At 34.3% G+C, this 16,442-nt stretch carries 17 protein-coding genes; 10 read left to right on the top strand and 7 right to left on the bottom strand.

Features of this window, described 5'->3' with window-relative positions:
• Positions 1 to 84 precede the first annotated feature (84 nt).
• The 3 genes from B3L86_RS05405 to B3L86_RS05395 are packed head-to-tail and all read left to right on the top strand — an operon-like array spanning position 85 to position 1,657.
• Entirely contained in the window at positions 85 to 1,005 is a 921-nt protein-coding gene (locus B3L86_RS05405; RefSeq protein WP_291116007.1) for a homoserine kinase, read from the top strand.
• 31 nt (positions 1,006 to 1,036) lie between these two features.
• Positions 1,037 to 1,324 carry a nucleotidyltransferase family protein gene (locus B3L86_RS05400; protein WP_291116004.1) on the top strand — a complete coding sequence of 96 codons (288 nt, stop codon included), beginning with the start codon at positions 1,037 to 1,039 and terminating at the stop codon, positions 1,322 to 1,324.
• 54 nt (positions 1,325 to 1,378) lie between these two features.
• Entirely contained in the window at positions 1,379 to 1,657 is a 279-nt protein-coding gene (locus tag B3L86_RS05395; RefSeq protein WP_291116001.1) for a DUF86 domain-containing protein, read from the top strand.
• Here the strand turns inward: B3L86_RS05395 and B3L86_RS05390 are convergent.
• Both B3L86_RS05390 and B3L86_RS05385 read right to left on the bottom strand, forming a co-directional pair.
• On the bottom strand, positions 1,654 to 2,001 hold the full coding sequence (locus tag B3L86_RS05390) for a hypothetical protein (RefSeq protein ID WP_291115998.1): 348 nt from the start codon (positions 1,999 to 2,001) through the stop codon (positions 1,654 to 1,656). The genes B3L86_RS05395 and B3L86_RS05390 overlap by 4 nt on opposite strands.
• Before the next feature lie 3 nt (positions 2,002 to 2,004).
• Positions 2,005 to 3,174, bottom strand: coding sequence for a THUMP domain-containing class I SAM-dependent RNA methyltransferase (locus tag B3L86_RS05385; RefSeq protein WP_291115995.1), 1,170 nt, complete (start codon positions 3,172 to 3,174; stop codon positions 2,005 to 2,007).
• A gap of 71 nt (positions 3,175 to 3,245) precedes the next feature.
• Here B3L86_RS05385 and B3L86_RS05380 point away from each other — a divergent pair, with 71 nt between their 5' ends.
• The 7 genes from B3L86_RS05380 to B3L86_RS05350 all read left to right on the top strand — a co-directional run bounded on the left by B3L86_RS05380 (position 3,246) and on the right by B3L86_RS05350 (position 7,740).
• The gene (locus B3L86_RS05380; RefSeq protein ID WP_291115992.1) at positions 3,246 to 4,010 is read left to right on the top strand and encodes a class I SAM-dependent methyltransferase; all 765 of its coding nucleotides are present in this window, start codon (positions 3,246 to 3,248) and stop codon (positions 4,008 to 4,010) included.
• Positions 4,010 to 4,741 carry a ZIP family metal transporter gene (locus tag B3L86_RS05375; RefSeq protein ID WP_188361825.1) on the top strand — a complete coding sequence of 244 codons (732 nt, stop codon included), beginning with the start codon at positions 4,010 to 4,012 and terminating at the stop codon, positions 4,739 to 4,741. The genes B3L86_RS05380 and B3L86_RS05375 overlap by 1 nt, the downstream gene beginning before the upstream one ends.
• Before the next feature lie 171 nt (positions 4,742 to 4,912).
• Positions 4,913 to 5,728 (top strand): N-acetylmuramic acid 6-phosphate etherase, encoded by an 816-nt coding sequence (gene murQ, locus B3L86_RS05370; RefSeq protein ID WP_291115989.1) that lies wholly within the window; start codon positions 4,913 to 4,915, stop codon positions 5,726 to 5,728.
• A gap of 47 nt (positions 5,729 to 5,775) precedes the next feature.
• The gene (locus tag B3L86_RS05365) at positions 5,776 to 6,003 is read left to right on the top strand and encodes a DUF6095 family protein (RefSeq protein ID WP_188361827.1); all 228 of its coding nucleotides are present in this window, start codon (positions 5,776 to 5,778) and stop codon (positions 6,001 to 6,003) included.
• Complete coding sequence (locus B3L86_RS05360; protein WP_291115985.1) at positions 5,987 to 6,562, top strand: DUF1572 family protein; 576 nt, start codon at positions 5,987 to 5,989, stop codon at positions 6,560 to 6,562. The genes B3L86_RS05365 and B3L86_RS05360 overlap by 17 nt, the downstream gene beginning before the upstream one ends.
• Positions 6,559 to 6,924, top strand: coding sequence for a DNA topoisomerase IV (locus B3L86_RS05355; RefSeq protein WP_291115982.1), 366 nt, complete (start codon positions 6,559 to 6,561; stop codon positions 6,922 to 6,924). Before B3L86_RS05360 ends, B3L86_RS05355 begins: the two co-directional genes overlap by 4 nt.
• Before the next feature lie 36 nt (positions 6,925 to 6,960).
• The gene (locus tag B3L86_RS05350; protein WP_291115979.1) at positions 6,961 to 7,740 is read left to right on the top strand and encodes a TerC family protein; all 780 of its coding nucleotides are present in this window, start codon (positions 6,961 to 6,963) and stop codon (positions 7,738 to 7,740) included.
• 17 nt (positions 7,741 to 7,757) lie between these two features.
• Here the strand turns inward: B3L86_RS05350 and B3L86_RS05345 are convergent, their stop codons facing one another.
• The 5 genes from B3L86_RS05345 to B3L86_RS05325 all read right to left on the bottom strand — a co-directional run bounded on the left by B3L86_RS05345 (position 7,758) and on the right by B3L86_RS05325 (position 16,295).
• Positions 7,758 to 9,431 carry a formate--tetrahydrofolate ligase gene (locus B3L86_RS05345; RefSeq protein ID WP_291115976.1) on the bottom strand — a complete coding sequence of 558 codons (1,674 nt, stop codon included), beginning with the start codon at positions 9,429 to 9,431 and terminating at the stop codon, positions 7,758 to 7,760.
• A gap of 113 nt (positions 9,432 to 9,544) precedes the next feature.
• Complete coding sequence (locus B3L86_RS05340; protein WP_291115974.1) at positions 9,545 to 12,244, bottom strand: DNA gyrase/topoisomerase IV subunit A; 2,700 nt, start codon at positions 12,242 to 12,244, stop codon at positions 9,545 to 9,547.
• Between the two features lie 25 nt (positions 12,245 to 12,269).
• Positions 12,270 to 13,337, bottom strand: a complete 1,068-nt coding sequence (locus tag B3L86_RS05335) for a PDDEXK nuclease domain-containing protein (protein WP_291115971.1) — start codon at positions 13,335 to 13,337, stop codon at positions 12,270 to 12,272.
• Between the two features lie 19 nt (positions 13,338 to 13,356).
• A complete protein-coding gene (locus B3L86_RS05330) occupies positions 13,357 to 15,213 on the bottom strand; it encodes a DNA topoisomerase IV subunit B (protein ID WP_291115968.1) in 1,857 nt (618 codons plus the stop codon).
• Between the two features lie 551 nt (positions 15,214 to 15,764).
• Positions 15,765 to 16,295 (bottom strand): hypothetical protein, encoded by a 531-nt coding sequence (locus B3L86_RS05325; RefSeq protein ID WP_291115965.1) that lies wholly within the window; start codon positions 16,293 to 16,295, stop codon positions 15,765 to 15,767.
• Positions 16,296 to 16,442 lie beyond the last annotated feature (147 nt).

Below are 16,442 nucleotides of genomic sequence, written 5' to 3'. Positions count from 1 at the left end.
TAAGTAGCTGAGTGACTGAGTTTTTAAATTCAGTAACTTTACTCAGCTACTCAGAGTCTCAGCTACTCAGCAACTCAGAAAAAAATGAACCAAATAAAAATATTCTGCCCCGCCACCGTAGCCAACTTATCCTGTGGATTTGATGTCTTAGGATTATGTTTGGAAGGCATTGGCGATGAAATGATTATTCGTAAAAGCGATGTAAAAGGAATCCGAATTACAAAAATAACCGGAGCCGATTTGCCTTTGGAAACCAATAAAAATGTAGCTGGTGTTGCCGGATTGGCGATGTTAAACCACTTGGATTTAGAATTTGGATTTGAGATTGAAATCCATAAAAAAATTAAAGCCGGGAGCGGAATTGGAAGCAGTGCTGCAAGTGCAGCCGGAGTTGTCGTTGGAATTAATGAGTTATTAGGAAACCCTTTGCATCGGAAAGATTTAATTCCGTTTGCCATGGAAGGTGAATTTTTAGCCAGCGGAAGCTATCACGCCGATAATGTTGCTCCTGCAATTTTGGGCGGATTTACGTTAGTTCGTAGTTATAATCCGTTGGAAGTTATTAAAATTACTAGTCCGAAGGATTTATATGTAACAATTATTCATCCGCATATTGAAGTAAAAACTTCGGAAGCAAGGAAAGTTTTACCTAAAGAAATTGCGTTAAAAACAGCCATTACGCAATGGGGAAATTTAGGTGGATTGATTAGTGGATTATATACCGAAGATTACGGATTAATTGGTCGAAGTTTACACGATGTGGTTGCCGAACCCTATCGAAAAAATTTAATTCCTGAATTTGATAATGTAAAGAAAGTGGCTTTGGAAAATGGTGCTTTAGGTTGTGGAATTTCAGGCTCCGGACCTTCAATTTATGCATTGAGTAAAGGAATTCAAACAGCTGAAAATGTGGGTAATAAAATTAAAGAAGTCTATTCAAAAACCGGAATTGAATATGCTATTTATGTGTCTAGGGTTTGTGATTTTGGAGTGAAAGTGTTGTAATAAGTATTTCAAAATTGTTTACATTTGTAGTATGTTATCAAAAAATCAAATACAAATTATCATAGATATTTTAAAACCATACAACCCAAAACGTATCGGTTTGTTTGGTTCATTTGCTAGAAGTGAAGAAAAAGACAGTAGTGATATTGATATTTTATTTTCATTACACAAACCGATTGGTCTTTTTACGTTGGCCAAAATTCACGATGATTTAGAATTGAAACTTCAAAAAAAAGTTGATTTAATCTCTGAGAATGGTTTAAACAAATTCATCAAAGAAAAAGTTTTAAAGGAAGCTACTTATTTTTATGAAAACTGATTCTAATAAGTTATATTTTCTTCATATTCTTGAAGCGATAGACAAAAATTAGAATTGGTCGCTAAAGACTATTCTAAAGAAGATTTTCTTTCAGATTGGTTAAAACAAGATGCAGTTTTAAAAAATTTTATTGTAATAGGTGAAGCTGTTGCTCAAATTGATGAAGAATTCAAATTGCAAAATTCAGAAATTGATTGGCGAGGAGCAAAGTCGATGAGAAATTTTATAGTTCACGAATATTTTTCTGTGGATTTGAATTTTGTTTGGGAAACAATTTTTGAAACTATTCCAACTTTTAAAAACCAAATTCAAAATCTTCTAAATCAACTTTAATATTTTATTGATTCTTTTAAATTAGAAATCAACTCTTCAACTTCCTTTTTATCAACTTTAAAAAGTAAAATTTCAATTTCTGAATCTTTTGTCTGAATGATTAATTTATCTTTTTCTTTGTAATTACTAAAACTTCCTAAATCAAAAATAAAATCAATCACTAAACTAAAAATTGATACAATCCAATTGGTTTTACCTTTAACTAAATCAACCGAAATAATAGAATTATATTCAAATTCACCATTATTTGAAGGATTATCTTCATCAATCAAATGAAAATCACTATCATTTAAAGTAAATAATAATTTCGGTTTCTTTCTTAATTCGTAAATTGTTGTCGCCATCAATTAATCCTCTTCCCTATTCTGAAACTTTGCTCGTTTACTTCCTTCGTAAATATCATATTTCAACAATCTTGCTTCTAATTTTCCGTTGAATAATTTGATTTTTCGGGATGGTTTTAATCCCACAAACTTCAATGCTTCTAAATTAGCTGTGATAAACCAAGCTTGTGTGTTGGGATAACTTTGTTTGAAAGTATCGCCAATTTCTCTATAAAATCGTTCCATATCAATATCCAAACGTTCACCATACGGCGGATTGAAAACCATATGAAGCGGACCTTCGGTTTGTTTTTCTGTTTCAAAAAAGTCTTTCTGTTCAATGGTTACATAATCATCCAGATTAGCATTTTGAATATTGTCTTGAGCTTTTCTTACGGCACTTGGAGCCTTATCAAAACCTTTAATCGTATAATGAAATTCTCTCGTTTTCTTCATCAAACTATCAATAATTTGGTCGAATAAATCATTATCCCAATCATTCCATTTTTCAAAAGCGAATTCTTTTCGGTTAATGTTTGCGGGAATGTTGCAAGCAATCATCGCAGCTTCGGCTAAAATGGTTCCGCTTCCGCACATCGGATCGAGAAAATGAGAAGTTCCATCCCAACCGGAAAGAATCAACATTCCCGCCGCTAAAACTTCGTTAATCGGAGCAATATTCGTAGCCGAACGATAACCTCTTTGATGCAACGATTCACCTGAAGTATCCAATGAAACCGTACATTGATCACGATCCAAATGAATGTGAATTCGTAAATCCGGAAAATCTTTATCTATACTCGGACGAACACCGGTTTTTTCACGAAATTGATCCACAATCGCATCTTTGGTTTTTAAAGCTACAAATTGTGAGTTATTAAAAGCTTCGGAATATAAGGTGACATCCACCACAAAAGTCTGCTTTTCGTTCATAAACTGACTCCAATCAATGCTAGAAATACCATCATATAAACTCTTGTCATTAAACACTTTAAACCATTTAATTGGCTTTAAAATTTTAAGAGCTGTTCGCAACGATAAATTGGCTTTATACATAAAACCTTTGTCTCCGGAAAAAGTGACAACTCGCGTTCCGGTTTGCACATCTTGTCCGCCTAATTGCTGCACTTCTTTGGCTAAAATCTCTTCAAAACCAAAAAAGGTTTTGGCTACCATCTTAAAATTCTTCTCCATGACTGTTTAAATCTGTAAAACTTGGCAAAAATACACTAAATTTGCACGTTCTTAAAGCATCTATCCAATTAATGTCAGAATCTAACATTCCTTCAACCCGCAACTCGCAACTCGCCACCGAAAACTGGTACGCCTCTTGGTTTGACACTCCGTATTATCATATTCTTTATAAAGACAGAGATTATGAAGAAGCACAGGCGTTTATGGATAATTTAACCGAATATTTGAATTTACCCGAAGAAGCTAAGATTTTAGATTTAGCTTGTGGAAAAGGTCGTCATTCAATTTATCTGAATCAATTGGGTTATGACGTGACAGGAGCTGATTTATCTGAAAACAGTATAAATGAAGCGTCCAAATCTTCCAATGAAAAATTGCATTTTATGGTGCACGATATGCGAATTTCATTTGAAGAAAAGTTTGATGCCATTTTCAATTTATTCACCAGTTTTGGTTATTTTGAGGATGATGCGGATAATTTAACGACGCTAAAGGCCATTCGCGACAGCTTAACTGAATACGGATTTGCAGTCATTGATTTTATGAATGTAGATTTCGTTTTAGAAAATTTAATTCCTGAGGAAACAAAAACAGTTGATGGAATTGATTTTCATATTAAACGATATGAAAAAGACAATCATATTTATAAAGAAATTTCGTTTTCGGATAAAGGAAAAGAGTTTCATTTTACCGAAAAAGTACAAGCTCTCCGATTAGCCGATTTTGAAAAAATGATGGATGAAGCGGGAATTTATTTATTGGATGTTTTTGGCGATTATAAACTCCGGAAATTCTACAAATCACAATCTGAACGTTTAATTTTGATTTTTAAATAATGCAGTACATCATTACTTTTTCGGCTGTTATTTTAGGTTTTTTGATTGCTTTGTTTTTAAAACCTCAAAAGAAAAAAAACATCAAATTATTGTTGGCCTTTAGTGGAGCTTTTTTGCTTTCACTGACGGTTTTGCATTTGCTCCCTGAATTATTTGAAGATTCTCATCATGTTCATGAAGGCGAACATGTGCATTCGAGCATTCCCGTAGGCGTTTTTATAATGATTGGAATTTTATTTCAAATTGTCTTAGAATTTTTCTCCAAAGGTGCCGAACACGGTCACGTTCACGTGCATACTGACGAAAACAATGAAGTGCATCATATTCCATGGTTATTGTTTATTAGTTTGTGTATTCACGCCTTACTAGAAGGATTTCCAATTCACGAAAATACGAATTTGGCGTATGGAATTGCGGTACACCACTTCCCTATCGCGATTATTTTGACGCTGTTTTTTGTGAATGCGAAGATGAACAAATGGATGGTTTTTGCCTTTATGTTTTCATTTGCATTGATGACACCAATCGGAACTTTATTAGCGGAACATTTGCATTTTGCTCAACATTATTCCAAAGAAATTTCGGCCATTGTAGTGGGTATTTTATTTCACATTTCTTCTACCATTATTTTTGAAAGTAATGAAGGTCACAAATTCAATTTAGCGAAAATAACAATGATTGTATTGGGGTTTTTGTTGGCGTATGTGATGGAAATGGGGCATTCGCATTAAGGTTTTCTGTTGTCGGTTGTCAGTTTTCTGATTTGGGATGACGTTATATTTCATCATTATCATCAAAAAAACTCAGATTCTCAGCTTCTCAGCAACTCAGCAACTTTTTTTGCGTCTTTGCGACTTTGCGAGAATCTTAATTTCACTTATCTTTGAGTGAAAATTTAAAGCATGACTTTCACCAAAACCACCGAACAATCTTCCAAATACGAACATCTGGAAAAGATGTCGGTTTCCGAATTATTACAAAACATTAATAATGAAGATAAAACCGTTCCATCAGCGGTTGAAAAAGCGTTGCCACAAATTGAAAAAACCGTTCAAAAAGTGGTTAGTCAATTAAAAAATGGCGGAAGACTTTTCTACATCGGAGCCGGAACATCAGGAAGACTGGGTGTTGTGGATGCTTCGGAATGTCCGCCGACGTTTGGAGTACCATTTGATTTGGTTTTGGGAATCATTGCCGGTGGCGATCAAGCCATTCGAAAAGCGGTTGAATTTGCCGAAGATGATACTGAACAAGCTTGGAAAGATTTATCGGAATTCAACATCAGTCAGAACGATTTCGTTATAGGAATTGCGGCTTCAGGAACTACGCCTTATGTGATTGGTGGTTTAGAAAAATGCAATGAAAATAACATTCCAACGGGTTGTATTACTTGCAACGAAGGTAGTCCGCTCTCACAAGTTTCACAATTTCCGATTGAAGTTGTGGTTGGACCCGAATTTGTAACCGGAAGTTCACGAATGAAAGCCGGAACCGCTCAAAAGTTGGTTTTGAATATGATTTCTACCGCTACAATGATTCAACTTGGAAAAGTGAAAGGCAATAAAATGGTGGATATGCAATTGAGTAACAACAAATTAGTTGATCGTGGTATTCGAATGATAATGAGCGAAATTCCTGTGAGTAATGAAGAAGCGGGAGTTTTGTTGGAAAAGTATGGAAGTGTGCGGAAAGCGGTAGAAAGTTATCTGTCGCAGTAATCAACCTCAGAAACTCAGTCACTCAGAACCTTAGCAACTTAAAAAATATGGATAACAAAGAACTCCTTTTTAAAGGAATAAAATATGCAGTAGGTTCCATTCCTTTGATGTTTTTGGGACCAATCCTAATTCATAATGCCTTTATGAACAAACATACTTGGATTCATTACATCGTTTTGGGTGTCGGAATCTTTGTTTGTATAACAGCCGTATCTTTGATGTTCAAAGGAATAAAAATTATGATGAAAAGTTTATTTGATGAAAACGAAAACTAATTACCTCGAGAGTGTCAAAAAACAATTTCTCTACTATAAAACGTTGGGAGAAAAAGCGATGGAGCAACTTGAACCGGAGCAACTTTTTGTTTCGGTGAATGAAGACACGAATTCAATTTCAATTATTGTGAATCATTTAGTGGGAAATATGCTTTCGCGATGGACCGACTTTCTAACTACCGACGGCGAAAAAGAATGGCGAAATCGTGATACAGAATTTGAAGAAATTCTCAAAACCAAACCTGAACTTTTAGCTCATTGGGAAAAAGGTTGGGAATGTTTATTTGATGCATTAAATGGTTTACAACCGGAACAACTAAACGAAATCATCTATATTCGAAACGAAGGTCATACCGTTTTAGAAGCTATCAACCGTCAATTAGCTCATTATCCTTACCATATTGGACAAATTGTGTTTTATGCCAAAATGATAAAGAAAACCGAATGGCAAAGTTTATCCATTCCTAAAAATAAATCCAAAAATTACAATACTGATAAATTTTCGAAAGAAAAAAGCAATAAGAATTTTACTGATGATGAATTAAAAAAATTACAATGAAAAAATTGCTTCCAATCTTATCTTTACTATTCATTTCCTGTTACCAACAAGAGCGAAACTGTGCCGATTTCAAAACCGGAAAATTTCAATTTGAACAAGAAATTGATGGCAAAATAGAAATTTCTCTTTTTGACCGAAATGATTCGTTACAAATAGAAACCTTTCGAGGTAAAACAGATACTTCCTCCGTTCGATGGTTAAATGATTGCGAATTTGTCTTGCAAAAGCTTCATCCGAAAGGCATGAAAGAAAAAAAAGCAATTCACATGAAAATTTTAACAACAAACGAAAAAAACTATACATTTGAATATTCTTTTGTGGGCGAAACTGCGAAACAAAAAGGAGTGGTTACAAAGCAATAACAAGCACTTTTTTATATTCAATTTAGTTTTAATTTTATGGAAATATTTTTAAATCCTGATACCTGGATTGCCTTATTAACATTGACATTCTTAGAGGTAATTCTCGGAATTGACAATATTATTTTCATTTCTATAGTTGCCGGAAAACTTCCGGAAGAACAACGTAAAAAAGCCATCCGACTTGGATTGTTTTTAGCAATGTTCATGCGAATAGCACTTTTATTTGGAATTACTGTTCTAATTGCAATGAAAGAACCCTTTTTTCATGTTGATTGGTCATGGTTTGATGTAGATGTCACCGGGCAAAGCATTATTCTTTTTAGTGGCGGTTTATTCCTGATTTATAAAAGCACCAAAGAAATTCGTGAAAAAGTAGAACATTCAGGTGAAGAGGCTATTAGCTTAAAAAAAGCCGCTGTAAAATCATTTGGTAATGTTATTTTTCAGATTTTATTAATTGACTTAGTCTTTTCTGTAGATAGTATTTTAACCGCAGTAGGTATGACCAATGGCGTTCCCGGTGCCTTGACAATCATGATAATTGCCGTTGTTGTTGCTGTTTCCATTATGATGTTTTTTGCCGTTCCGGTTGGTAATTTTGTAAACAATCACCCCTCAATCCAGGTCTTGGGATTAGCTTTTCTAATTTTAATTGGGTTTATGCTAATTACGGAAAGTGCTCATTTAGCTCATGCAAAAGTGTTTGATCAAGAAGTTGGAGCAGTTCCAAAAGGATATCTCTATTTTGCCATTGCATTTTCGTTAGGTGTTGAATTTATTAATATGAAAATGCGGAAGAAAACAATCGCCAAATAGTTATAACTCTAAATTAATTAAGATAACCCCGAAATAACACCATCATTGTCTATATCTATTCGTTCTGCATTTGGAACTGCAGGCAATCCGGGCATTCGCATCACATCACCTAAAAGTGGCACTACAAATCTGGCACCTGAAGAAATTTCAAACTCACGAACAATAATATCAAAATTCGTCGGGCGACCAATTAACTTCTCATTATCGGAAAAACTTGCAGGTGTTTTTGCCATACAAATCGAAAAATGACTAAATCCTAAATCGTTAATCACTTTCAATTGTGCTTTAGATTTTGGAGAAAACTCCACCGAATTGGCTCCGTAAATCGTTTTTGCTACGATGTTAATTTTATGTTCAATACTATCCGTAGGTTGATATAAAGGTTTGTAATTAGTAGTTCCCTTCTCAATTTCTTGAACAACTTTTTGTGCCACTTCAATCGAACCTTTTCCGCCATGAGCAAAAGCACTACTGACTATGGCTGTAACACCTTTTGCTTTACATAATGCTATCAATTTATCATATTCCACTTGTAGATCATCTGGAAAAGCATTGATGCAAACCACTGGATTAAATCCAAATTGCTGCATGTTTTCTATATGTTTTTCTACGTTACAAAATCCCTTTTCAATTGCTGTTACATTTTCTGATTTAAAATCATCTGCTGTTAAACCCGCATGGTGTTTAATCGCACGAATTGTTACCACTAAAACCACTGCATCTGGTTTCAAACCAGATTGTTCGCACTTGATATGCAAGAATTTTTCTGCTCCTAAATCGGCACCAAAACCCGCTTCAGTAACAACATAATCACTTAAGGACAATCCCATTTTAGTGGCAATAGAAGAATTTGTTCCTTGAGCTATACTGGCAAAAGGACCACCGTGTAAAATAGCCGGATTACCATCTATGGTTTGCACTAAATTTGGTTTAATAGCATCTTTCAATAAAGCTGCCATTGCTCCTACAACATTCAAATCGCGAGCAAAAATAGCATTACCGTCAAATGTTTTTCCAATGAAAATATTTCCTAATCGGTATTTTAAATCTTCTAAATCTTTGGCCAAACACAAAATCGCCATCACTTCCGATGCGGGTGTGATATTAAAACCATCTTCACGCATGATTCCATTTGCTTTAGCTCCAACTCCTATAATAATCTGACGTAATGAACGGTCGTTCATATCCATCACACGTTTCCAAGAAATGGATTTTGGGTCAAGATTTAAAGAATATTTCGCGTTCTGTAAATTGTTATCAATTACTGCAGAAAGTAAGTTATTAGCCTTTTCAATTGCAGAAAAATCTCCGGTAAAATGCAAGTTTATGTCTTCCATGGGAAGTACTTGAGCATAACCTCCTCCTGCAGCTCCTCCTTTTAAACCAAAAACCGGACCTAACGAAGGTTCACGTAAAACTGCAATGGCTTTTTTCCCAATACAATTCAAGCCGTCTGTTAAACCAATTGCCATGGTAGTTTTTCCTTCACCATATTTTGTTGGTGACATGGCAGTTACTAAAATTAATTTCCCTTTTGGATTACTTGATTGTAGTTCTAAAGGTAATTTAGCTTTGAACTTACCATAATATTCTAATGATTCCTCATGTATATTTATTTTTTCTGCAATTTCTTTGATGTGAAGCATTTTTGCATTTTGAGCAATTGCGATGTCAGAAGGAAAATTATCCATTTTAGTTTCGTATTATAAATTTACCGAATTTATAAATAAGTTATGGCTCAAAATAGGATAAAAATCATGTTTTAAAAAAACCTGTAAGTTTTATTTTCTTACAGGTTTTATATTTAATCTAAACTTAGTGTTATCTGACCATCATCATCTAATTCGGTATGAATATCATCAGACACATTATCTTCTCCGGAAACTTCCATCTCCTCCGGAACCTCTTCCTCGGGTTCTTCATATGGAAGGGGATCCAATAAGTTTACTTGTTTTATTTTATCAGCTGTCAACTGATTTCCAAGAGCTTTAATTCCTTTAACCGCAATGAATTGTTCAAAATCAACCGTTTGATTGTCTTTTTGAACTCCTTTTACTTTTGCAAAAATAACTTCTGCAACCGGACGCCAATCGGTGGAAACAATTTCTAACTGCGATTTTTCATTTTCCGAAATAAAGATTTCTTCTTTATTTTCATTCTCAACCAAGAAACGCTTCACATAGTAACGGTCTTTTTCACCATCATAATAAATGGCCGAAATTGGTTTTTTAGGATGCCATTTTTCCAATACAATCATGTCTTCATCAAAATGTGTCGTGAGTTCAGGAATAATGGTTTTTAATTTTCCGGATTGATTAATTACCAAAATACGATCATTCGGACGGAATTCACCCAACAACTCGCCTCTTCCATCTACATTGAGACGTTGAACGGTATCATCAAACCAAATTTTTCTTGGTCGTAAGGTGGATATTCCTTTTTCTTTTAATTCAATTTTCTTAATCGGATATTTGGTTACGGTATTTCCACGGGAAGCTCTTCCTTTGATGGCAATATCAGCAAAATCTAAATCCCATTTCAGTTTTTTAATGCTTCCCACTTGACGCAATAAAATCGTCACCACTTCCGCTTCACCATTTGGATTCGCAGAAAAATAAGAAACCATTGAACCTGCTTTTTCCTGTGTTAAATCGTAAAATTTATCTCTCGTAACTCCGGAAACATTGAATCGCTTGATGAAAGTGGAACCATTTTTACCATCGCGATAAATCATATTATAAATCGTTCGCTTATCGTTTTTGTCAAAAATGGCAATGTGAATGATGTCTTTTCCGATGAATTTTTTATCATCTACTTTCGTCACCATCATTTTTCCGTCACGGAGAAAAACAATCACATCATCAATATCGGAACAATCGGCCACGTATTCGTCTTTTTTGAGTCCGGTTCCAAGGAAACCTTCTTCTTTATTGACATATAATTTGGTGTTTCGCAACACCACTTTTGTAGCTTCAATGGTATCAAAACTTCGCAATTCGGTTTGACGTTCTCTGCCTTTTCCGTATTTATCTTTTAATTTCAAAAAGAAGTCAACCGCAAAATCAATAATATGATTCAAATGATGTTTCACTTGTTCCATTTCGGCTTCCAACTTCGCAATGGCATCATCCGCCTTATCCGAATCGAAACGTGTGATACGAATCATCGGAATTTGCGTTAATTTCTGCAAATCATCATCATTAATTTCCCGAACAAATGATTTTAAAAACGGTTTAAATCGATCATACATGTACGTATATAATGATTCTCTGTCGGAATACAATTTGAAATCAATATACATTTCTTCCCGAATGAATATTTTTTCCAAGGTAGAAAAATGCCATTTGTTTTCGAGTTCATCCAATTGAATTTCCAATTCCCGTTTCAGCAAATCCACCGTTCGATGAGTTGAAATTTTCAACATGTCCGAAACGCCTATAAACAACGGTTTATGGTTTTCAATCACACAACCCAACGGAGCAACCGAAGTTTCGCAAGCGGTGAACGCATATAATGCATCAATGGTTTTATCAGGAGAAACACCCGGCGGAAGATGAATAAGAATTTCAACCTCAGCAGCTGTGTTATCTTCAATTTTTTTGACTTTAATTTTTCCTTTTTCGTTGGCTTTCAAGATACTGTCAATCAACGTTCCGGTGTTGGTAGAAAACGGAATTTGCGTAATCACCAAGGTTTGTTTGTCCAATTGTGAAATCTTCGCACGCACACGTACACGACCACCACGCATTCCGTCATTGTAGTTGGAAACATCGGCAATTCCGGCCGTTGGAAAATCGGGAAATAAGGTAAAAGGTTTGTTTTTTAATACTTTAATCGAACAATCAATCAATTCATTGAAATTGTGTGGTAGCACTTTCGTAGATAAACCAACGGCAATTCCTTCGGCACCTTGAGCCAACAACAATGGAAATTTCACGGGAAGATTGATAGGCTCGGCACGACGTCCGTCATAGGAAACACCCCATTCAGTAATTTTTGGTGAAAATAAAATATCGTGACCCAATTTTGAGATTCGAGCTTCAATATAACGAGAAGCGGCGGCACTGTCACCGGTTAGGATATTACCCCAGTTTCCTTGCATATCAATCAGTAAATCTTTCTGACCGATTTGCACCATCGCATCACCAATACTCGCATCTCCGTGCGGATGATATTGCATGGTATGACCAACGATGTTCGCCACTTTGTTGTAACGACCGTCATCGAGTTCTTTCATCGAGTGCATAATTCTACGTTGAACCGGTTTAAAACCGTCTTCAATCGCCGGAACGGCACGCTCCAAAATTACATAGGAAGCATAATCGAGAAACCAATCCTTATACATTCCCGTCACTTTTGTGATGGTATCTTCGGGGTTTTCGTCATTTTCGTAAAAATGTTTGTTACTAAAAACTTTCACATCTTCAAAACCTTGTTCTTGGCTCGACTCGTTCAGTTCTTCGTTTTCATCGTCTGGGATGATGTTTTCTTCGTCTTCGTTCATTTATGCTGAATTTATTTTCAGTATATTATTTACTTTCAATCAATCGTTTAAAATCTTCTTTGCTTGGTAAAATGGTTTTGTATTTACTGGCAAAAATTTGTTCGTTTCCTTCCGGTAAAGTATATTCTACTAACAAGTTACTTTTGTTTTGACACAATACAATTCCGATGGTTTTATTTTCGCCTTCCAACCGCATTTCTCTGTCATAATAATTCACATACATTTGCATCTGACCTAAATCTTGATGCTTGAGTTCGCCAATTTTTAAATCGATCAGCACAAAACTTCGCAACACTCTGTTATAAAAAACCAAATCGATTCTGAAATGCTTATCATCAAACGAAATTCTTTGTTGACGAGACACGAATGCAAAACCTTGTCCTAATTCCAACAAAAAATGTTCTAATTTATTGATGATTTCTTGTTCTAATTCTGATTCAGAATACTGATGCAATTCGGGTAAACCAAGAAATTCTAAAATGTATGGATCTTTGATGATGTCTTTTGGTTTTTCAATGATTTGACCTTCTTGAGACAATTTTAAAACACCTTCTTTATCTCTACTTAACGCCAATCTTGTATATAAAGCGGAATCGTATTGTCGCTTGAGTTCACGAACGCTCCAATTATTTTTTTCCGTTTCGATTTCATAAAAACTTCGCTCATTTTCATCATCAATTCTCATTAAAAAAGAATAATGTGACCAAGTCAATTTAAAAAACGAAAACAGCGTCTGCGTTTTTTGTGTGTCAAATTCCGAAGTAATACTCTTTGTTTCTTCATTATTAGAATTCCGCAACAGTGTCTCGGATTTTGAATAAATCAAATAAAAATTTCTTATACGCTCCAAAGAATCAACAGAAAACCCTTTACCAAACTCCTTCGTCAATTCCTTAGAAAGTTCTTTTAAAACTTGTTTGCCGTACGCTGCTCTTTCTTTTCCATTTTGTTCTTCTTCTACAATCATTCTGCCTATTTCAAAATAGGTATAAACCATCGTTGAATTGATGGTACGAATAACTTGTTGCTGAGCATTTTTTAACAACGCAACAACTTGTTGAAACAGCACTTTATTTTGTAATTCTTCAGACAATCTAAAATCTTTAAAAAAATTATTTTTTTTCAATCGTATCCAACTCCACTTTCAAATTATTAATAATAAACTCTTGTCTATCCGGGGTATTTTTACCCATATAAAATTCCAACAAGGTTTCGATGGAAGTGGCTTTATCCAACATCACCGGATCTAATCGAATACTTTCACCAATAAAATTCTTGAATTCATCTGGCGAAATTTCTCCTAATCCTTTGAATCGGGTGATTTCCGGTTTTGGTTTTAATTTCTCGATAGCATCCACTCGCTCCTGCTCGCTGTAACAATAAATCGTTTCTTTTTTATTTCGAACACGGAATAACGGCGTTTGCAAAATATATAAATGTCCGTCTTTAATTAATTCAGGGAAAAATTGAAGGAAAAATGTAATCAACAACAAACGAATGTGCATACCATCCACATCGGCATCGGTAGCAATTACAATGTTGTTGTATCGCAAATCTTCCATCGATTCTTCAATGTTTAATGCGGCTTGCAACAAGTTGAATTCTTCGTTTTCGTAAACGATTTTCTTACTCATTCCATACGAATTCAAAGGCTTTCCACGTAAACTAAACACGGCTTGCGTATTCACATCGCGTGATTTGGTAATCGAACCCGAAGCCGAATCTCCCTCCGTTATAAAAAGCGTACTTTCTAAACTTCTCGGATTTTTGGCATCGGTTAAATGCACTCGGCAATCGCGTAATTTTTTGTTGTGTAAACTTGCTTTCTTCGCTCGGTCTTTCGCTAATTTCCGAATACCTGAAAGTTCTTTACGTTCTCTTTCCGCTTGCAGAATTTTACGTAAAAGTGAATCGGCAACCTCTGGATTTTTATGTAAAAAGTTATCGAGTTTTTTGGATATAAAATCGTTTATGAATGTACGAACGGTTGGACCTTTCGGACCGATATCTGTAGAACCTAATTTGGTTTTGGTCTGACTTTCAAAAACCGGTTCTTCTACTTTAACTGCAATAGCCGAAACAATTGATTTTCTGATATCTGAAGGATCAAAATCTTTTTTGTAAAACTCACGAATGGTTTTCACAATCGATTCACGAAATGCATTCAAATGCGTTCCACCTTGCGTTGTATTTTGTCCGTTAACGAAGGAATGATATTCTTCTGAATATTGAGATTTACTGTGTGTGATAGCAATTTCAATATCGTCACCTGAAAGATGAATGATTGGATAAATCATATCTTCCTCCGTAATATTTTCTTCCAATAAATCTTTTAAACCATTTTCAGAATAATACTTTTCACCGTTATAATAAATTGTTAATCCTGTATTGAGGTAACAATAATTTTTGAGCATTTTGATGATGTACTCATTACGGTATTTGTAGTTTTTAAAAATCGTTTCATCGGCAATAAACGCTACTTTGGTTCCACGACGTTTGGTTGTTTCTTGAATATCTTCTTCCAACGTTAAATTTCCGGCAGAGAATTCAGCGGCTTTTTGTTGGTTGTCACGAACCGATTCCACACGGAAATAGTTGGACAACGCATTGACAGCTTTTGTCCCCACTCCATTCAAACCCACAGATTTTTTGAAGGCTTTAGAATCGTATTTACCACCGGTATTCATTTTTGAAACGACATCGACCACTTTTCCTAACGGAATTCCGCGTCCGTAATCACGAACGGTTACTAGTTTATCTTTAATAGTAACTTCGATGGTTTTTCCTGCTCCCATCACGTATTCATCGATACAGTTATCTAACGTTTCTTTCAACAAAATATAGATACCATCATCAGGTGATGAACCATCACCCAGTTTTCCGATATACATACCGGGTCGCATTCGGATGTGTTCTTTCCAATCGAGGGAACGAATATTGTCTTCGGTGTATTGATCTTGCTCTAACATGGGGGAAAAATGATTTTGTGCTAATATAGCGGATAAAGCAAAATTTTAAAAGAAATATGATTTAAAGTTATTAAGAAAAATATTGACAGTATTGTCAGTTTGAGGTTATGCATTTTTTTTTAATATGTTTTCTTAAATCTTTATGAATTCAAAGAAAGTATCCATTGAAATTTGAGTTAGTTCAATAAACTGTATCAAATATAAAAATGCTAAGTCTTAAATATACAAACAAAACTCAATGCTATATGATCATTATTAGTAAAATAATTATTAACCAACTCATCGTAGATAAATGAAAAATCTATCAGCACCTAATTTTTCTAAGAAAATTATACTCTGTAATAATTAAATATTATAAAGAAGAATGTCAATGCCTAAATTATTTGTTGTTGTGGAAATATCATTAAAACGCTGTAATTACAGTTAATTACAAGAAAAAAGGAGTTAAAAATCTAGTTTTTTACCCCTTTTTTTAAACGATTTACCAGCGAGAAGACTTTTTTAGTGCCTTCAAGTTTGTGAGACGGTTTCTTTATAATTATAACAAGTAATTACTTAATTATAGTAATTTTCTCAGTTACAAAAACATCTTTTTTTGGATCATAAGTTTCCAAAATTAAATCACCATTTGAATCAAAATGACCATATGATGTTTTGTTTTTTCTTGTAAAAATATAGGTATTGTTAGAGGTTTGTCTTATTCTAGCATAATTTTTATTTTTCTCACTCACAACGCTATACCCTTTAGGTTCTGCCATAACTCTATATTTTTGACCATTAATAACATAAACTGACGAACGGTCTTTGTCTTTTACGTTTGGTCTTGAAGTTGTAGAAATCTCAGTTGATTCTGTTACAATAGTTGGAGTGTTTTTTACATCACGATTTACAGTGTTGTCTTTTTTATCGCCAACTTGAATTAGTTGAACTTCTTTAGAATTTTCTTCTTTGATGATTTTTTTTTCACCTTCACTGGTTTTAATTGTTGTTGTGGTAGTTTTGGTTTCGTCTTTTACATTTTTATTTTGAGCTTGACCAAAAGTAAATGTTAACAACAACAATCCGATAGAAAATAGTTTCATAATTTTTAGATTTAATTTTTAATAATGTAAATGTACTGTATCAATGCTCTGAAGTCATTACACAACTCGTTTTTTAAATTACATAATTCCCACCTTTGTTTTGCGACATTTCAAATCCAATAATTTTTAATCTTTCAATATTATAAA

Origin of the sequence: Flavobacterium sp. UBA6135, from assembly GCF_002428305.1 — a bacterium.
In the GTDB taxonomy this organism is placed as follows: Bacteria; Bacteroidota; Bacteroidia; order Flavobacteriales; family Flavobacteriaceae; genus Flavobacterium.
Note: the sequence above shows the minus strand (reverse complement) of the source record. Positions and strands in the feature narration are given on the sequence as shown.